Genomic DNA, 17423 nt, shown 5'->3' on the forward strand with positions numbered 1-17423 from the left:
TTCTGTTACCTCGGCTCACTAGACCACGTGCGGCTCGTGCGCTGCCAGGTAGCGGCGTCCGCCGAAGACCACAGCAATAGCCACCACCATGGCCACTGCACCGGCGTAGAACGGCACTTGCGGGCCGAAGTGCTCGCCCAACTGCGCGGCAGCGAACGGTGCCAGGGCGCCGCCCATCCAGCGCACGAAGTTGTAGCCGGCGGAGGCGACAGGCCGGGGCGAATCGGAAACACCCATGGCCAGCTCGGTGTAGATCGTGTTGTTGACGCCCAGGAGCGCCCCCGAAATGACCACGAGGACCACCACGGCGGGCACCGAGTGCCCTGCGGACAGGCCCAGTCCCACAAGGTCCAGCATCAGCAGGAACAGGGTGCCGGTGAGGACCCTGACAGCTCCGAAGCGGTTCTGCAGCACGGGAGCAACAAACACTGAGAAGACGGCGACGGCGACGCCCCAGCCGAAGAACACCCCGCCGATTCCGTAGGCGTCCATGCCCAGGATGAAGGGCGTGAAGGCGAGGACGGTGAAGAAGCCATAGTTGTAGAACAGGCCACTAGCCGCCGTCGTCCTGAGCCCCTTGTGTCCCAGGGCCAGCAACGGATCCCGGAGACGGACCTTGCGCTCGGGCAGCGGGGTCTTGGGCAGCAAGGCAATGAGAGCGATGAACGCCGAGGCCATGAGCACGGCGGTGCCGAAGAACGGTGCGCGCCACTGCCAGCCGCCGAGCAATGCGCCCAGGAGCGGGCCGAGGGAAATACCCAGGCCCAGGGCGGCCTCATAAAGGATGATTGCCGTGCCCGCGCCGCCACTCGCGACGCCGACGATCACGGCCAGCGCCGTGGCCACGAACAGGGCGTTGCCCAGTCCCCAGCCGGCGCGGAAGCCGATGAGTTCAGCCACGCTGACCGAGGTGCCGGACAGTGAGGCGAAGACGACGATCACCGCCAGTCCGATCAGCAGCGTCCGCTTCCCGCCGATCCGGGACGAGACGTAGCCGGTGATCAGCATGGCGACGGCGGTCACCAGGAAATAGCTCGTGAAGAGCAGCGACACCTGGCTCGGCGTGGCGTCCAGGTTCTTGGCGATCGCGGGCAGGATGGGGTCCACCAGGCCGATTCCCATGAAGGCGAACACGGCTGCGAGGGCCGTCGCCCATACCGCCTTGGGTTGTTTGAGTAGTGAGGCTTTCTCGGCCTCGAGGGTAACTTCCGCTGCCGGCAGTATGTCGGCGGACTGGCCGTGCATGGGGGGCACTCCTAAGTGATTGGAATTTGTGGGTGAGTATCCGGATTGCGGATGAGTATCAGGCCTGGAGGGTTGCGTTGATCTTCCCGATGACCGGCAGCGCGGCCGCAAGCGCGGCGCGGTCGTCGTCCGAAAGGGACAAGAGGATGCCGGCCATGACGGTGTTGCGACGCTCATTGGCGGACTCGACGGCGGCGCGGCCTTCTCGGGTGAGGGTGACGCGGACAGCGCGTGAGTCGTTGGGGTCCGGTTCCCGGCGGGCGAGGCCGGCGCGCTCGAGCTTGATGATCTGCTCGGTGGCGCTGGGCACTTTGACGCCGAGGTTCCGGGCGATTTCCCCCACGCGCACTCCGGACCCGGAGGCGCCGGCCCCGGCGGACGCGGGGCTGGAGTCCATCAGCATCTTGAGGGTGCTGAGCTGCGCGGCACTCAGTTCGCCGTCGGCGTCCAGGCGGCGGACGAGGTAGATGCTGTGGCGAAGGGCCTCGCGGAAGTCTTGGGCGAGGGCGAGGAGGCCCGGGTCGGCCGGTTCAGCGTTCATAGTTAGGTAGCCTAACAGTTAGGCGCCCTAATGGTCAATGGGGGGAAGGGTTGCCCTGTCACTTATGGTCGCTAAAACCGGCGAATACGAGCCATAAGTGATAGGGCAACGGGCGGGTGACGGTGGGCCCACCTCTGCGGGGCTTAAACACGCCGACGCCGCAACTCAGGCGAGTTGCGGCGTCGGCGTTTAGTGCTCGGCGTTATCGGAAGAGGCTAGACGACCGCCTTGGCTTCCTCAATGAGGGACGAGACGGGGGCGAAGAGCGGGTGGCCCGGCGCCAGGCCCGTGATCTTCTCCGTGGCCTCGTCGGGCGTGGATGCGGACAGGATTTTCGCCAGCTCCACGGCCTCGGCGTCCGCCGGATCGTTGAAGCGCAGGGCCGAGGCGATCGCCCCGAGCAGTGCCTCCGGGACAATCCCGCGTTCGGCCAGCTCAGCGGCGGGGCCGATGAAGCGTTCGTGCCGGCCGAGTTTGCGCAGCGGGGCGCGGCCCACCCGGGTGACAGTGTCCGGCAAGTGCGGGTTGGAGAAGCGGCCCAGAATTTTCTCCACATAGGCCTCCTGCTCCTCGCGGTTGAAGCCGTGCTTGGCCACCAGGAGCTCCTTGGTTTCGTCCAGGACGGCGCGGACGTCTGCCGCGACGTCCTGATCGGCCATGGCCTCGGAAATCTTGCCCAGGCCCGCTTCGAAACCGAAGTAGGCCGCCGCCGCGTGGCCGGTGTTCACCGTGAACAGCTTCCGCTCGATGTAGGGTTCGAGGTCGTCAACGAAGGTCGCTCCCGGAATGACCGGCTCTTTCCCGGCGAACGGGGTACGGTCGATCACCCACTCGTAGAACGTCTCCACCGTGACGTCAAGGCCCTGGCCGGCCTCCTGGTTGGGCACAATCCGGTCCACCGCCGTGTTGGCGAACACCGCGGCAGCGTCCAGGGATCCGGCGGCCGGATCCCACTGGGCCGCGACTTCGGATTTCAGGATGTCGGTCGCATTAATGGCGTTCTCGCACGCCATCACCTGCAGCGGCCCCAACCCGGCCGCGCGGGCTGCGATCCCCTTGGCGATCACGGGCGCCACGAACTTCAGGATGTGCGGCCCCACGGCGGTGGTGACGATGTCCGCCGTCGCGATTTCCGCGACGACGTCGGCTTCCTGGGTGCCGGAGTTAAGCGCGCGGAAGTTGTCGACGGTCCGGACGGCGGGGTTGTCTCCCACCTCGTGGACCTGATAGCTGTCCGCGGCAGCCAGCTGGGTGATGAGGGCGTCCGCGACGTCGGCGAACACCACCTCATACCCGGCATCGTGCAGCAGCAGGCCAACGAATCCGCGCCCGATGTTTCCCGCTCCGAAATGAACAGCCTTCACTAGGAGTTGACCTTTCCGAAGAGGGCGAGGACTTCGTCAACCGTGGTGGCCGCTTCGAGCTGCGCGACCTGTGCCTTATTGGTGAAGACCTTGGCGATCGAGGACAGGATCTGCAGGTGTTCGTTGTTGATGCCGGCGACGCCGACGACGAACTTCACTTCCTTGCCGTTCCAGTCGATGCCGTTCGGGTAGCGGATCACCGACACCGCGGACTTCATGATGTGGTCCTTCGCGGCATTGGTGCCGTGCGGGATCGCGAGGTAGCTGCCCATGTAGGTGGAGACGGATTCCTCGCGTTCGTGCATGGCGTCCAGGTAGCCGGAGTCGACGGCGCCGCGGTCCAGCAGGAGCTGCCCGGCCTCATCGATCGCGGCGTCCCGCGTGGTTGCGGCGCCGTTGAGGATGACGCTTTCGGCCACGAGAATGCCCGCCGGGCCAGCCTCTTCGGCGGGAGCCTCAGCGGTGGCTTCCGGTGTGCCGCCGACGGCAGGAGATGCGGTAGCCGGAGCCCCGGCGTCGGGAGCCTCTCCCCCGTCCGTGTTGCTGGCCCTGACCAGCTCCACGATCTCGTCGTACCGCGGGCTGTTCATGAAGTTGTCCACGGACACGTGCACTGCGCTGGCCGTGGCGGGTTTGGCCCGCTCGGTCAGGTCCTGGTGGGTAATGACGACGTCGTAGGTGTCGCTGAGGTTGGCGATTGCGGAGTTGGTGACCTTGACGTCCGCGAAGCCGGCAGCCTTGATCTTGTTGCGCAGCACCGAGGCGCCCATCGCGCTGGAGCCCATGCCGGCGTCGCAGGCGAAGACGATGTTCTTCACCGGGCCCGCGAGGACCGCGACGCTGCCGGCATTCATGCCGGCACCGGTCAGGGCGGAGGCAACCGAGCTCTTCTTGCCCTTCAGGGCCTCCATCCGGTGGGTGGCCTCGTCGAGGTCGTCTTCGGCGGGCGCCTTGCTGGCTTTCAGGATCACCGAGGCGATCAGGAAGGACACCGTGGTGGCGAACAGCACGGAGAGTGTCACGCCGACGTAGCTGTCGCGTGCGGTGGCGGCGTAGACGGCGATGATGCTGCCCGGGGCAGCCGGGGACCGGAGTCCGGCGCCGGTGACCACCAGGGTGAAGATGCCGGTCATGCCGCCGCCGATTGCGGCGAAGATCGTCATCGGCTTCATCAGCACGTACGGGAAATAGATCTCGTGGATGCCGCCGATGAACTGAATCACGGCTGCGCCCGGCGCGGACGCCTTGGCCAGGCCCTTGCCGAAGAATGAGTAGGCGAGGAGGATGCCGAAGCCCGGACCGGGGTTTGCTTCAAGCAGGAACAGGATGGATTTGCCCTGTTCGAGCGCCTGCTGCGTGCCCAGCGGCGTGAGGATGCCGTGGTTGACGGCGTTGTTCAGGAACAGGACCTTTGCGGGCTCGATGAAGATGCTGGTGAAGGGCAGCAGACCGTTGACGACGAGGAATTCGACCACGGCGCTGGCGCCGTTGCTGAACGCTTTCACCACCGGGCCGACCACGAGCATGCCGACGGCCGCCATGATGGCGGCAAGGATGCCGGCCGAGAAGTTGTCGATCAGCATCTCGAAGCCGGGCTTGACGCGGCCTTCCCAGATCTTGTCGACCTTCATCATGAGCCAGGCCGTGAGCGGCCCTAGGATCATGGCGCCAATGAACATGGGGATGTCGGTACCGACGATCACACCCATCGTGGCCACGGCACCCACCACGCCGCCACGCACGCCGTAGACCATCCGGCCGCCGGTGTAGCCGATCAGGAGCGGGAGCAGGTACGTGATGATCGGCCCGACAAGCTTGGCGAGGTCCGCATTGGGAAAGAAGCCCGCCGGGATGAAGAGCGCCGTGATGAAGCCCCAGGCGATAAAAGCGCCGATGTTGGGCATGATCATTCCGGACAGGAACGTCCCGAATTTCTGGACGTGTACCCGCACGCTGGTCTTTGGTTTCGCAACTGTCTCTGTTGCCATGTGAATTCCTAACCGTCGTTCCCGCTGCTTTGCAGGATGGTCCGATAATTTCGCCGAGCTAGCTGGTGGAGCTGGTGGAGATCCGGTGGAGCCATTCGAGGAAGAGCTTGAGTTCCGAACTGGAGAGCTGGTCCGAGTGGGACGCCTGGAGTGCTGCGTTCAATGCGATTGCCGCCACAACCACGGAGGATTTTCCGCTGTCATCAGAATCGTTGATCCGGGCCTGTTCCGTGGAAACCGCAAAGATCATGGCGTCGCGGGTCATGGTGGACAGCTCGAGGTTGCGTTCGGGCGCCTTTTCCGCGATCAACATGAGGGTCACACCCACGTTGGCCGCCAGGATGGACCGGGCAGCCTCCCGGGGCGGGACGTTGAGCTGGCCGGAGACAGCCGCCTTGTTGAGCATCTCCTCCATAAGGGCCTCGGCATCGGCGACGATCGCCGGCCTGCTCTCAGGGCGGATGTTGCCAAACATGACGAGGTACAGTTCCGGCTGTTTCAGCCCGAACTGTACGTGGTTGTCCCACATCCTCCGGATGTCCTCCAGCGGCTGGCCAGAGGGCGCGAAGTCGCGTTCGCCCGCGACATATTCGTCAAAACCCGCTGCGACGACGGCGTCGAACAGCCCTTCCTTGTCGCCAAAGTGGTGGTAGAGGGTCGGCGCCGTGACACCGGCCAATTGCGTGATCTGACGGGTCGAGACTGCGGACCCGCCGGAGTTGGCCAGCAGCTCGGCGGCCGCACGCAGCAGCCGGGCTTTGGGTGGTAGCTGGCCATCGATACTCATAACCGCTACCCTAGCACCTATAGCAACGCTATATGAACTACATCACATACAATTTTTGCAGGTGCCGTGATCCGCCCGCAGACGTAGCCGTCACGCGCAGCACAAATGATCAGCAGGATCAGCGGCGGCACCTGGTTAACCGGCTTAGTGGCCATTGGCCTACGAAAGAGAATGAGGACCTTCAGTGCAGAACTTCCCAGGAGTAGGCGTTAGCCCCGGCCGCATCATCGGCACCGTCCGGCAGATGCCCAAACCGATCAGCGAACCGCCCGCCGGAGAGCAGCTGCCCGCCGGCGTCACGGCCGAAGAGGCGACGGCGGCGCTGAAGGCCGCAGCGAAGGCGGTCCACGACGAACTCAAGGCCCGCGCCGAGACCGTCACCGGCGACGGTAAGGCCGTCCTTGAGGCCACGGCACTCATGGCCACCGACACCATGCTGCTCAAATCCGCCACCAAGCTGATCGGCCGCGGCACCTCCGGGCAGCGGGCGATCTGGGAAGCCGGCGCCTCGGTCTCGGAAATGCTGCACAACCTGGGCGGCTACATGGCCGAGCGCGCCACCGACGTCCTGGATGTCCGGGCCCGCATCGTTGCGGAACTGCGCGGAGTGCCCGCGCCGGGCATTCCCGTATCCGCCACGCCTTTCATCCTGATCGCCGAGGACCTGGCCCCGGCCGACACCGCCACCCTGGATCCGGAGAAGATCCTGGCCCTGGTCACCGCGGGCGGCGGTCCGCAGTCCCACACCGCCATCATTGCCCGCTCGCTGGGCCTGCCCGCCGTCGTGGCCGCCACCGGAGTCGATGAGCTCGCCGACGGCACCGAGGTATACGTGGACGGCGCCGCCGGGCTCATCACCGCGGAGCCCGGCGAGAGCCAGCGCGCCGCCGCGGCCCACTGGGCCGCCACCGCGTCACTGCTGGCCGCCTTCGACGGGACGGGCACGACGGCGGACGGTCACCTGGTCCCGCTTCTGGCCAACGTCGGCGGCGCCAAAGACGCCGTAGCCGCGGCCGGGCTCAACGCCCAGGGCGTGGGCCTGTTCCGAACCGAGTTCTGCTTCCTCGAACGGGACACCGAACCGACCGTGGAGGAGCAGGCCGCCGCCTACAAGGGCGTCTTCGATGCCTTCCCGGGCAAGAAAGTGGTGCTCCGCACGCTCGACGCCGGCGCGGACAAACCGCTGCCGTTCCTGACCGACGCCACTGAGCCCAACCCCGCTCTGGGCGTCCGCGGCTACCGGACCGACTTCACCACGCCGGGGGTCCTGGAGCGCCAACTGCAGGCGATCGCCTTGGCCGAGCAGTCCTCCGAAGCCGACGTCTGGGTGATGGCCCCAATGATTTCCACCGCGGAAGAGGCCGCCCGTTTCGCCTCGTTGTGTGCCGCGGCGGGGATCAAGACCCCCGGCGTCATGGTGGAGGTCCCGTCCGCGGCGCTCACCGCCGAGGCGATCCTCCGCGAGGTCGGCTTCGCGAGCCTGGGCACCAACGACCTCACCCAGTACGCCATGGCCGCGGACCGCCAGCTCGGCCCGCTGGCCGCCCTCAACACGCCCTGGCAGCCGGCCGTGCTGCGGCTCGTGGGCTTGACGGTGGAGGGCTCAAGGGCCGAGGGCCACAACAAGCCCGTGGGCGTGTGCGGCGAGGCCGCTGCGGACCCGGCCCTCGCCGTCGTCCTCACGGGCTTGGGCGTCACCACGCTGTCCATGACGGCGCGCTCCATCGCGGCCGTCGCTGCCGTACTGAAGACCGTCACCCTGGCCGAAGCCCAGGAGCTGGCCAAGCTGGCCCTGTCCGCGCCGAGCGCAACGGAGGCCCGGGCCTGGGTCCGGGCCAAGCTGCCGGTCCTGGAGGATCTCGGGCTGTAACGGACGAAGCGCCAACGGCTGGATCCGCCGGCGTCCCCGCCAGCGGATCCAGCCGCCAGAATGCAGCCGTTAGGATGCACTCATGGCACTGATAGCTCCCAGGGTGACGGCCGGCCTTCCGGCCGAGGACGCAGAGAAACTCAAGTACGCCCTCGACGGCAGCCACGACATCACGGTGTTCGTGGACGGCACCGTCCACCGCCTCCCGCCCGAGGCGAGGGACGCCGTCGTCGATATGCTGGGCCGCTTCAGCCGCGGCGAGGCCGTCACGGTCAGCAGCGTCGAGGAGATGCTGACGACGTCGCGGGCCGCGGAGCTGGCGGGGATCTCGCACACGTATCTGCGGAACATGACCGACCGCGGCGAGATTCCGGTGGAGTACCGCGGAACGCACCGGCGGATCCGGCTGGCCGACATTATGGCCTGGCTCGAAACGCAGAAGAAGAATAATGCGGGCGCGGGCACCCTGCCCGGCCAGGATGACGACCCGGATGCTTCATAAACAGGCGCTTCATGAAGCAGTGATAAGGATCAAGCAACGATCACACTCCGGCGCCGAAACACAGAAAGGCCGCGGGTTACTCTTGAATTGTGGGTAAATTCAGAGGATGGCACATCGTGGCAGGCATCGCCGCCATGCTGCTCGCCGGCTTCGTCGGAACCGCGATGGGCCTGAACAACACCGCCACCTATATGGCCAGCGGCGTCGCGTTCGTTGCCGTGTCCCTCTGGGTGGACAGCCGGATATCCCGACGTCGGAGCGCCGCCCGCCAGTCCGGGACGGACGCCGCTGTTGCCGGCCCGGACGCCGGACTGGTTCTCGACGCCGACGCGTCGAACCGCGAGGGCTAAATCCGGGGCCGGCCGGCCCAGCGCCGGGCCTTGAGCGCGGCGTGAAGCTCCAGCCGCACCATTCCCTTCAGCGGGTCCACGCCCAGCAGCTGCCGGATCCGGCCCAACCGGTTGTAGATGCTGCTCCGGTGGAGGTGCAGCTTGGTCGCGACCTCTTGGACCGAGCCGTCGTTGTCATAGAACAGCTCCAGGACGGGAAGCAGCTCGTGGTTCCGGTCATGGTCTTCGAGGATGCGAAAATACACGGATCCCGCGTCCGCCCAGGCGCCCGCGCCGCCGCCGGCTGATGCCAAAAGCTGGTAGACGCCGGTGGCCCGGCAGTCGACGAGCTCTCCCAGCTGGGGATCCACCGCCGCCGCCTGGGCCGCCTGCCGGGATTGCCGGTAGGCCTCGGCGAGTTCGCGCGGCTTGGCGAATCCCTCGCTGGTGCCGAGGATGATCCGCCGGACCGTCCGCCCCGAGCGTTTGGCGAGTTCCAGCTGGTAGTGGACCAGGACCTGGGCGTGGTCAGCCCGTCCGGTGGATTCCTTGAAGAGCACCACGGCGTGGGTTTCGGTGCCGGCACTGAACAAGGCGGCGTCGACGCCGATGGTGGCCTGCAGTGCCGCCGAGCGGTGGATGAGCGTGTCCGCGATGGGATCCGACCCCCCGGCCCAGCCGTCGGCGTCCAGGACAGTCACCAGCTGCCACGGCCCCTTGCCCTGGACCTCTTTCCAGCCCGCCACAGCCGCGGCCGCGTTGGCTTCACCGGCGCAGGCGGCCAGGAACTCCTGCTCGCGGCGGCGGCGGAACTCGGACTCTGCGGTGTTGGAATCCAGCAGCAGGGAGGACAGCTGTTCCAGCTCCCGCGCCACGTCCGGCAGCTGGGCGAGGACGGTTGCGGCGCTGGGTTCCTCGGGATCAAGCTGGACCCACAGGTACCCCACCCGGAAGCCGCGCACCAGCAGCGGCACGCACACCCGGCCCAGCATGCCGAGGTCCGCGTTGGCCGGCACGACCACCGGCCGGACCGCCGTCGCGATCCCGTGGGAAAGCTGCCACGCACTGACTTCCACCGGGACGCGCTTGCTCAGCAGGAAGTTCACCCGCACGCGGTCCGCATGTGACTGGTTGGAACTGTAAGCGAGGAGCAAACCGTCGAGGTCCTCGAGCGAGAGACCGCGGCCCAGCCGCTGCGCCACCTGCTCCACGAGCTGCTCCACGTCCTGCTGCTGCATGCTGCCACACTACTGCGCCGGACGGCCGCACTGCGAATGCGGACACGAACGGACACGAGCCGACACCTGACGCCCGCTATCTCGACAAATGTCTACCACAGGATTCGAAAAACCCCGAAAAGACGGGGCCGGGGCCTTGGACCGGCCAGACACTCCTGTCGCCTGCCTCACAGCCGGATCTATTCTGGAATTACGAAATCCCCCGCTCATCCAGGCCCGCGAGGCCGCCACTACTGGAGCAAAAAATGATCATCGGTGTCCCCAAAGAGATCAAGAACAACGAATTCCGCGTCGCCATCACGGCAGCGGGCGTTCACGAATTCCGCACCCACGGCCACGTTGTCCTCGTAGAGCGCGGCGCCGGCCTGGGCTCCGGCATCACTGACGAGGAATACGCGATTGCCGGCGCCGAGATCGTCGCCGAAGCCGACGACGTCTGGGCCCGCGCCGACATGGTCATGAAGGTCAAGGAACCGGTCAAGGCTGAATACCACCGCTTCCGCAAGGGCCTGATCCTCTTCACCTACCTGCACCTGGCTGCCGAGCCGGAACTGACCCAGGAACTGATCAACTCCGGCGTCACCGCGATCGCCTACGAGACCGTCCAGGAAGGCCGGTCCCTGCCGCTGCTGGCCCCGATGTCCGAGGTTGCCGGACGCCTGTCCGTGCAGGTCGGCGCGACCTCCCTGATGGCCCCGGCCGGCGGCAAGGGCGTGCTGCTCGGCGGCGTCCCCGGTGTCCGCCCGGCCAAGGTGGTTGTCCTGGGCGCCGGTGTTGCCGGCACGAACGCTGCCGCCATGGCCCTAGGCCTCGGCGCCGACGTCACCATCCTGGATATCAACATCAACCGCCTGCGCGAGCTCGACGCCCAGTACCAGGGCCGCCTGAAGACGGTCGCGTCCAACTCCTACGAAATCGAGAAGTCCGTCGTGGACGCCGACCTCGTGATCGGCTCCGTCCTGATCCCGGGCGCCAAGGCCCCCAAGCTGGTCACCAACGAACTCGTGTCCCGGATGAAGCCCGGCTCCGTGCTGGTGGACATCGCCGTGGACCAGGGCGGCTGCTTCGAGGACACCCACCCCACCACGCACCAGGAACCGACGTACAAGGTCCACAACACGATCTTCTACTGCGTGGCCAACATGCCCGGCGCCGTCCCGAACACCTCCACCTACGCGCTGACCAACGTCACCCTGCGCTACGCCGTGGCCCTGGCCAACCTGGGCGTCAAGGCCGCCTTCGAGCGTGACGCTGCCCTGGCCGCCGGCCTGAACATCGCCGCGGGCAAGGTTGCCCACCACTCCGTCTCCGAGGCGCACAACCTGCCCCTCGTCGCCGACTGGCACCAGCTGGTCTCCGCGTAAGCATCAGCGCATCGGCTGCTCCGTAACCGCCCTTTTGGACCCCCAAACGGCAGTTGCGGAGCAGTCGATTGCTCTTTAAGCCCGGTCAGCGAAGCCCGTCAGGCCAAAGCCCGAGCCTGCTCGATGAGCCGCAGCACCTCGACGGGCCCGGCGGGGTCGACGGGGACGGGCAGCGCCGAGGCCGCCCCGCCGTCGGCGATCTTCGCCGCCAGGATCCGGTAGAACTCGGGGTAAGCGCCGCGTTCGGTGGGCAGCCGGTCCAGGTGCCCGTCGCGTCCCAGCAGCCCGGCCCAGTCCGGGTCCTCGACGCCGTAGTCAGCGTCCAGCGGGCTGCCGCCAGCCACAATGTAGGGCTCCTGCGGGTCCACGCCGTGCTTGGAGAAACCTCCAGTGCTGCCCAGCACGCGGTAGCGCGGACCCTGCTGGGCACAGAGCATGTTTATCCACAGATGGCTGATTACTCCTGACCCGTGGCGCAGGGCCACGAAGACGTCGTCGTCGGCCTTCTCTCCCGGCCGCCGGACCTCCAGTTCCGCATGCGTCACCGCCGCCGGGCCGAAGAGCTGCACCGCCTGGTCCAACAGGTGGGTGCCGAGGTCGAAGAGAACCCCACCGCCGTCGTCCGAGGTCGCGGCCGCCTTCCACGCTTTTGAGACGTCGGGCGACCACCGCTCAAAGCGGGACTCAAACCGGGTCACTGTGCCGAGGAGTCCCGTGTCTATGAGTCCTTTGACCGTCAGGAAGTCGCCGTCCCAGCGCCGGTTCTGGAACACGGTGAGCACCCGGCCCCGCCGCGCGGCGAGGTCGATGAGTTCCCGTCCTTCCGCACTGCGCACCGCGAACGGCTTGTCGACGACGACGTCGAGGCCTGCTTCCAGCGCCGCCTTTGCGAGCGGGTAATGGGTGGCCGGCGGCGTGCCGAGCACCAGCAAGTCCAGCTCGCCGGCGAGCTCCAGGATGTCGGCCGGGGTGTCGACGATCCTGGCCGCCGGGTAGCTGGCGGCGGCGGCAGACTTCCGGCCGGCGTCGGACGTCGAGATGACATCCAGCGAGAAGGCGGGGTTTGCGGCAAGAAACGGGGCATGGAAGACGCTGCCCGAGAGGCCGAACCCGGCGACGCCTGTGCGGATGGGCCGGCCGGATTCACTGCTCGCTGAATCGTTGCTCATGGTGCCTAGGCTACCGCTCCGGCCGCTACCCGCCACCCACTACGCGCGTGACGAGTTCCCGCCACGTTTCCGCGAGCCGCTCGGGCGCGATCCCGTGCACGCCGACAGCGTGCAGCAGCAGTTCCGGCTCCAGCGCAGCGCCCAGGGCCGACGCCATGAGCCACGGGTCCGCCGTCACGCCGGCTTCGCGCAGCAGCATCTCGAGGTGGCGGTGCCAGAGGACGGCTGGCGGGACATCGAACCTGTTGTAGACCGAGGCGTCGGCGGCCCGGGCCAGCTCCCCGAATTCCAGGATCCAGGATATGCGCGCGGCCCCGACGGCGATCAGGCGCTCCAGTGGCGGCGCGCCGGGGCCCACCGGAGGCGGGCCGAACATGAACCGGCCTTGGAACTCGGCCTCGGCACCGCTCAGGAGCGCCATCATCAGCCCGGCACGGCTGCCGAACCGCCGGAAGACTGTTCCCTTGCCAACGCCGGCACGCTGGGCCAGCCGGTCCATGGTGAGCGCGTCGGCGCCGGATTCCTCAACGATTTCCCGGGCCGCGCAGAGCAGGAGCTCCCTGTTGCGCGCCGCGTCACGGCGCTCGGACTCTGCGGCGGGCCCGGGGGCGCGCCCTCCTCCGGACTGGGCACCGGGACGGATCGGGATGAGGCTCACACGCTGATTCTAGCGCCTGGGAATACAACCGGACCGCGGTCCGTTTAGCATGGGTGAAGGCCTCAAGCCTCACGACCAGCCAGCCGCAGGAACCGTCCCGCGGCGTGACGCATAGGAGTACACATGTCCAAGAAGACCGTCCTCACCCTCGTCGGCAGCCTGCGCGCCGGCTCCACCAACCAGCAGCTGGCCGAGGCCATCCAGCTCAACGCGCCGGACCAGGTGAACGTCGTCATTCACGAGAGCCTCGGCAACATCCCGTTCTACAACGAGGACATCGACGTCGAAGGCCAGGTGCCCGCAGCGGCGGCCGCCCTGCGCGCAGCAGCCAACGACGCCGACACCCTCCTGCTGGTCACGCCGGAACACAACGGCACGGTCCCGGCCTCCTTGAAGAACGCCATTGACTGGCTGTCCCGCCCGTTCGGCGCCGGCGCCCTCGCCGGCAAGCCCACCGCCGTCGTCGGCACCGCCTTCGGCCAGTTCGGCGGCGTCTGGGCCCAGGACGAGGCCCGCAAGGCCGTCGGCATCGCCGGCGCCCAGGTCCTCGAAAACGTCAAGATGGCAGTCCCCGGCTCGATGGTCCGCTTTGCCGAAGTTCACCCGAAGGACGACGCCGAAGTTGTCGAGCAGATCAAGGGCGTCTTCGACGCGCTGGCCGAAGCCCGCACCCCGGAAGCGGCGTAGCCCACACCGAGCCCTTGCTCCCTTGAGGCCCCCGGCAGCCGCGGCTGCCGGGGGCCTTGGACTTTACGGTCAGCCGGCAGATGCCGTCGCAGGGCACCCGGCATGGGCCGGATTGAAAACAATCGTTTCCCCATAGACAACATGGGTAGTATCCTTGGGACTGTGACCCACGAAACACTTGATGCCGCCGCAGCAGTACTTCCGGCCGAGGCCATTGACGCAATCGAACGTGCGGCTACGTCCGCCCACCGCCACGAGATCCTGTTCTCGGAGCGCGCAGCAAATATCAAACAGTCGGCCGTGCGGGATGTTTTCGACATCTCGATGCGCCCGGGCCTCGTTTCCCTGGCCGGGGGAAGCCCGTATCTGCAGTCCCTGCCGCTGGAGCGCCTTGGCCAGACGGCCGCGAAGATCATCGCCGAGCAGGGCATGACCGCCCTGCAGTACGGCGGCGGCCAAGGCACCGAGGAACTCCGCACCCAGATCTGCGAGGTCATGGCAGCCGAAGGGATCCTCGATGCCGATCCTGCGAACATCGTCATTACCGCGGGTTCCCAGTCCGCGCAGGATGTAGCCACCAAGGTCTTCTGCAACCCGGGCGACGTTGTCCTTGTGGAGGACCCCACGTATGTGGGCGCCCTCAACACCTTCGAGGCCTACCAGGTGGAGGTCGAAACCGTGCCGATGGACGGGGACGGCATCGTACCTGACCTGCTGGAGGCGAAGATCGCCGCCCTCCAGACCGCGGGGAAGAACGTCAAGTTCCTCTACACCATTCCCAGCTTCAACAACCCGTCCGGCATCACCCTTTCCCCGGAACGCCGGCAATCAGTGGTCGATATATGCCGCCGCGCGAATATCTTGGTGCTGGAAGACAATCCCTACGGTCTGCTCCGCTTTGACGGCAAGCCGCTGATCCCGTTGCGGGCAGCCAATCCGGACGACGTCATCTACATGGGGTCCTTCTCGAAGATCTTTGCCCCCGGCCTGCGGATCGGGTGGGCCCTCGTCCCTGCCCACCTGCAGCGCCGCTATTACCTGGCTTCGGAGGCCGTCACTCTTTGCCCGCCGACGTTCAACCAGATGCTGGTCTCGGCCTATCTGCGCGATTACGACTGGCGCGGCCAGATCGAGACCTACCGGGGGCTGTACCAGGAACGCTGCGAGGCAATGCTTGCCGCCCTGGCAGAATTCATGCCGGACGGGCTGAGCTGGACGCGCCCCGACGGCGGCTTCTTCGTGTGGGTCACGCTGCCCGACGGCGTGGATACCTACCCGTTGCTGAGGAAGGCGATCGACGCCGGCGTCGTGTTCATCCCGGGAGCGGCATTTACGCATTCGGACGACCCGTCCAACAAGATCCGGCTGGCGTTCAGCGCTGTGCCGCCCGAGTCCATCCGTGAGGGCGTGCGGCGCCTCGCGCCGGTCCTGCGCGAAGCTGTAGAGGGGCTGAAGCCATGACCGGAATTATCGTTGTCGGCGTCGACGGCAGTGAGACTGCACTGCGGGCGGCCCAGACCGCGCGTGACCTCGCGGCGTCCATGGGGGCGACCCTTCACGTGGTCAGCGCCTTCGACAGCGACAGGACCGAGGTCATCAGCAGCGGCGGCGACACGTGGATCATTTCCGACGCCGGCAACGCGGAGAAGGTCGCCCGCACGGTCGCGGACGGCCTGCGCCGCCCCGGCACCAACGTCTCCTACGCCGCCGCCCGGGGCAAACCCGCGGAGGCCCTCATCAACGAAGCCGAACGGACCGGCGCCCGGATGATTGTGGTCGGCAACCGGCGCATGAGCGGAATCGGCCGGGTGCTGGGGAGCGTTGCGAACAGCGTGGCCCACAACGCCCCCTGCGACGTCTACATCGCCAAGACCGACGTCGGCTAGGCCCTACTGCTTTGCTGCCCCCGCAGCCGGAGCCGTGGTCTTGAGCATCCGGCGCAGGATTTTTCCTGACGACGACTTCGGCACGGCCTCGATGAACTCCACGCGCCGCACCTTCTTGAACGGCGCCACCTTGGCCGCCACGAACGCCATGACGGCGTCTTCATCCAGGGCGGCGCCGTCCGGGCCGGGCTGGCGCACCACAAACGCCATGGGAACTTCCTGGCCGTCGGCGTCGAGGGATCCGATCACCGCGGAGTCGGCAATCCCGGGGTGGGTCAGGAGCAGCGCCTCCAGCTCCGCCGGAGCGATCTGGTAGCCCTTGTACTTGATGAGTTCCTTGAGCCGGTCCACAATCGTCACGACGCCGTCCGCCCGCACCGTCGCGATGTCCCCGGTGAGCAGGAAGCCGTCCGCGTCCAGGGTATCCGCGGTTTCCTCCGGCCGGTTGAGGTAACCGAGCATGACATTCGGTCCGCGGCACAGCAGGTGCCCCGGCGCGCTGGTTCCTGCCGCGGGAACTGGAATCTCCTCCCCCGTGGCCGGATCCACGAGGCGGCACTGCATATTGGGCACCGTGTACCCCACCGAACTGACGGGAACATCAACACCATCGCGCGGAATGAGGTGCGACACCGGGCTCATCTCGGTCATGCCGTAGCCCTGCAGCACGCGGCATCCCAGGCGCTCCGCGAGTCGGGTACCGAGCTCCCCGTCCAGGGGTGCGGCGCCGGAGAGGGCAGTGTGGACCGAACTGAGGTCGTACTCGGCAACCAGCGGGTGCTTGGACAGCGCCACGGCCACCGGCGGGGCGATGAACAGGTAGGTGCACCGGTGATCCTTGATGATCCGGAGGAACTCAGGCAGATCGAACCGGGGCATGGTCACGAGCCGGGCCCGCTGGCGCAGGGCGATGTTCAGCAGCACCGTGAGTCCGTAGATATGGAAGAACGGGAGCAGCGCCAGGACGCGGTCCTCGGGGCCGACGCCGAGCAGTCCCCGGGACTGTTCCACATTGGCCACGAGATTCCGGTGGCTGAGCATGACGCCCTTGGGCCGGCCCGTGGTGCCGGAGGAGTACGGCAGCACGGCCACATGGGTGGCGGGATCGAACGAAACATGGGGCGCCGGCGCCCCGGCGCCGAGGAGGTCAGCCAGCGAGGGGTGGCCGTCGGCGCCGTCGATCACCACGAGCCTCGCGGCAGGGATCCCGGCCCTTTCGGCGGCATCCCGGGCAGCCGGCAGCAGCGCCGAGACGGTGAAAAGCCAGCCCGCGCCGGCGTCGGTGAGCTGGTTGGCGATGTCCTCCGCCGTGTACAGCGAGTTGATCGTGGTGACCGTGGCGCCCGCCCGCAGCAGGCCGTGGAAAACAGTGGCAAACGCGGGGATGTTCGGGCACAGGATGGCTGCCACGCTGTGGACGCCGAGTCCTTGGGCGGCAACGGCACCGGCGAGGGCATCGATCTGGCCGCGGAGCGTACGGTAGGTGGTTTCCGCACCGCTGGCGCCGTCGACGACGGCGACCCGGTCCAGGTCTTCTTCGGCCAGGTCGCCGAAGAGGTAGTCGTAGATACCGAGGTTGGGAACATCGACGTCGGGGTACGGGCTTGAAAACACGCAACATCTCCTTTGATCCGCGTCCGCCGGGCTGGCGGCGGCTGGTGTCACTCTAGTGCCGGGGTGCGCCCGGCGGACAGGACGGCACGGACCTGGCCGGGACCGGACTTGGCTGTGATTGGAGTTGATGAGGATCACCCCCTCCCGTGGGCAGCCTCACCGCCCTGCGCCCCGTCCGGAA

At 67.3% G+C, this 17423-nt stretch carries 16 protein-coding genes; 7 read left to right on the top strand and 9 right to left on the bottom strand.

Features of this window, described 5'->3' with window-relative positions; translation table 11 throughout:
- Positions 1-18: 18 nt before the first annotated feature.
- The 5 genes from C9424_RS09995 to C9424_RS10015 form a co-directional block, all read right to left on the bottom strand.
- On the bottom strand, positions 19-1245 hold the full coding sequence (locus C9424_RS09995) for an MFS transporter (protein ID WP_116766702.1): 1227 nt from the start codon (positions 1243-1245) through the stop codon (positions 19-21).
- Between the two features lie 58 nt (positions 1246-1303).
- Positions 1304-1786 (bottom strand): MarR family transcriptional regulator, encoded by a 483-nt coding sequence (locus C9424_RS10000; RefSeq protein WP_116766703.1) that lies wholly within the window; start codon positions 1784-1786, stop codon positions 1304-1306.
- 215 nt (positions 1787-2001) lie between these two features.
- Complete coding sequence (locus tag C9424_RS10005) at positions 2002-3150, bottom strand: mannitol-1-phosphate 5-dehydrogenase (protein WP_116766704.1); 1149 nt, start codon at positions 3148-3150, stop codon at positions 2002-2004.
- A complete protein-coding gene (locus C9424_RS10010; protein ID WP_116766705.1) occupies positions 3150-5138 on the bottom strand; it encodes a PTS mannitol transporter subunit IICBA in 1989 nt (662 codons plus the stop codon). The genes C9424_RS10005 and C9424_RS10010 overlap by 1 nt, the downstream gene beginning before the upstream one ends.
- A 58-nt stretch (positions 5139-5196) precedes the next feature.
- Positions 5197-5925, bottom strand: a complete 729-nt coding sequence (locus C9424_RS10015) for a TetR/AcrR family transcriptional regulator (protein ID WP_116766706.1) — start codon at positions 5923-5925, stop codon at positions 5197-5199.
- Between the two features lie 184 nt (positions 5926-6109).
- On the opposite strand from C9424_RS10015, the gene ptsP reads away from it, so the two are divergent.
- From ptsP to C9424_RS21655, 3 genes are all read left to right on the top strand, one after another.
- Positions 6110-7795 carry a phosphoenolpyruvate--protein phosphotransferase gene (ptsP, locus tag C9424_RS10020; protein ID WP_116766707.1) on the top strand — a complete coding sequence of 562 codons (1686 nt, stop codon included), beginning with the start codon at positions 6110-6112 and terminating at the stop codon, positions 7793-7795.
- A gap of 82 nt (positions 7796-7877) precedes the next feature.
- A complete protein-coding gene (locus C9424_RS10025; protein ID WP_116766708.1) occupies positions 7878-8297 on the top strand; it encodes a helix-turn-helix domain-containing protein in 420 nt (139 codons plus the stop codon).
- A gap of 89 nt (positions 8298-8386) precedes the next feature.
- A complete protein-coding gene (locus tag C9424_RS21655) occupies positions 8387-8647 on the top strand; it encodes a hypothetical protein (protein ID WP_116766709.1) in 261 nt (86 codons plus the stop codon).
- Here C9424_RS21655 and C9424_RS10035 read toward each other — a convergent pair.
- On the bottom strand, positions 8644-9864 hold the full coding sequence (locus C9424_RS10035) for a PucR family transcriptional regulator (protein ID WP_116766710.1): 1221 nt from the start codon (positions 9862-9864) through the stop codon (positions 8644-8646). The genes C9424_RS21655 and C9424_RS10035 overlap by 4 nt on opposite strands.
- A 245-nt stretch (positions 9865-10109) precedes the next feature.
- Here C9424_RS10035 and ald point away from each other — a divergent pair, with 245 nt between their 5' ends.
- On the top strand, positions 10110-11228 hold the full coding sequence (gene ald / locus C9424_RS10040) for an alanine dehydrogenase (protein WP_116766711.1): 1119 nt from the start codon (positions 10110-10112) through the stop codon (positions 11226-11228).
- 98 nt (positions 11229-11326) lie between these two features.
- Here ald and C9424_RS10045 read toward each other — a convergent pair whose 3' ends face one another.
- Both C9424_RS10045 and C9424_RS10050 read right to left on the bottom strand, forming a co-directional pair.
- A complete protein-coding gene (locus C9424_RS10045; protein WP_116766712.1) occupies positions 11327-12397 on the bottom strand; it encodes a Gfo/Idh/MocA family protein in 1071 nt (356 codons plus the stop codon).
- Between the two features lie 25 nt (positions 12398-12422).
- Entirely contained in the window at positions 12423-13055 is a 633-nt protein-coding gene (locus C9424_RS10050; RefSeq protein ID WP_202615827.1) for a TetR/AcrR family transcriptional regulator, read from the bottom strand.
- Between the two features lie 123 nt (positions 13056-13178).
- Here C9424_RS10050 and C9424_RS10055 point away from each other — a divergent pair, with 123 nt between their 5' ends.
- The 3 genes from C9424_RS10055 (at position 13179) to C9424_RS10065 (ending at position 15628) form a co-directional block, all read left to right on the top strand.
- A complete protein-coding gene (locus C9424_RS10055; RefSeq protein ID WP_116766713.1) occupies positions 13179-13742 on the top strand; it encodes an NAD(P)H-dependent oxidoreductase in 564 nt (187 codons plus the stop codon).
- Positions 13743-13904: 162 nt separating this feature from the next.
- Complete coding sequence (locus tag C9424_RS10060; protein WP_116766714.1) at positions 13905-15203, top strand: aminotransferase-like domain-containing protein; 1299 nt, start codon at positions 13905-13907, stop codon at positions 15201-15203.
- Complete coding sequence (locus C9424_RS10065; protein ID WP_116766715.1) at positions 15200-15628, top strand: universal stress protein; 429 nt, start codon at positions 15200-15202, stop codon at positions 15626-15628. The genes C9424_RS10060 and C9424_RS10065 overlap by 4 nt, the downstream gene beginning before the upstream one ends.
- A 3-nt stretch (positions 15629-15631) precedes the next feature.
- Here C9424_RS10065 and C9424_RS10070 read toward each other — a convergent pair whose 3' ends face one another.
- Positions 15632-17242 carry an AMP-binding protein gene (locus C9424_RS10070; RefSeq protein ID WP_116766716.1) on the bottom strand — a complete coding sequence of 537 codons (1611 nt, stop codon included), beginning with the start codon at positions 17240-17242 and terminating at the stop codon, positions 15632-15634.
- Between the last annotated feature and the right edge of the window lie 181 nt (positions 17243-17423).

The sequence above is a fragment of the Arthrobacter sp. H-02-3 genome (genome assembly GCF_003097355.1).
Taxonomy (GTDB): Bacteria; Actinomycetota; Actinomycetes; order Actinomycetales; family Micrococcaceae; genus Arthrobacter; species Arthrobacter humicola.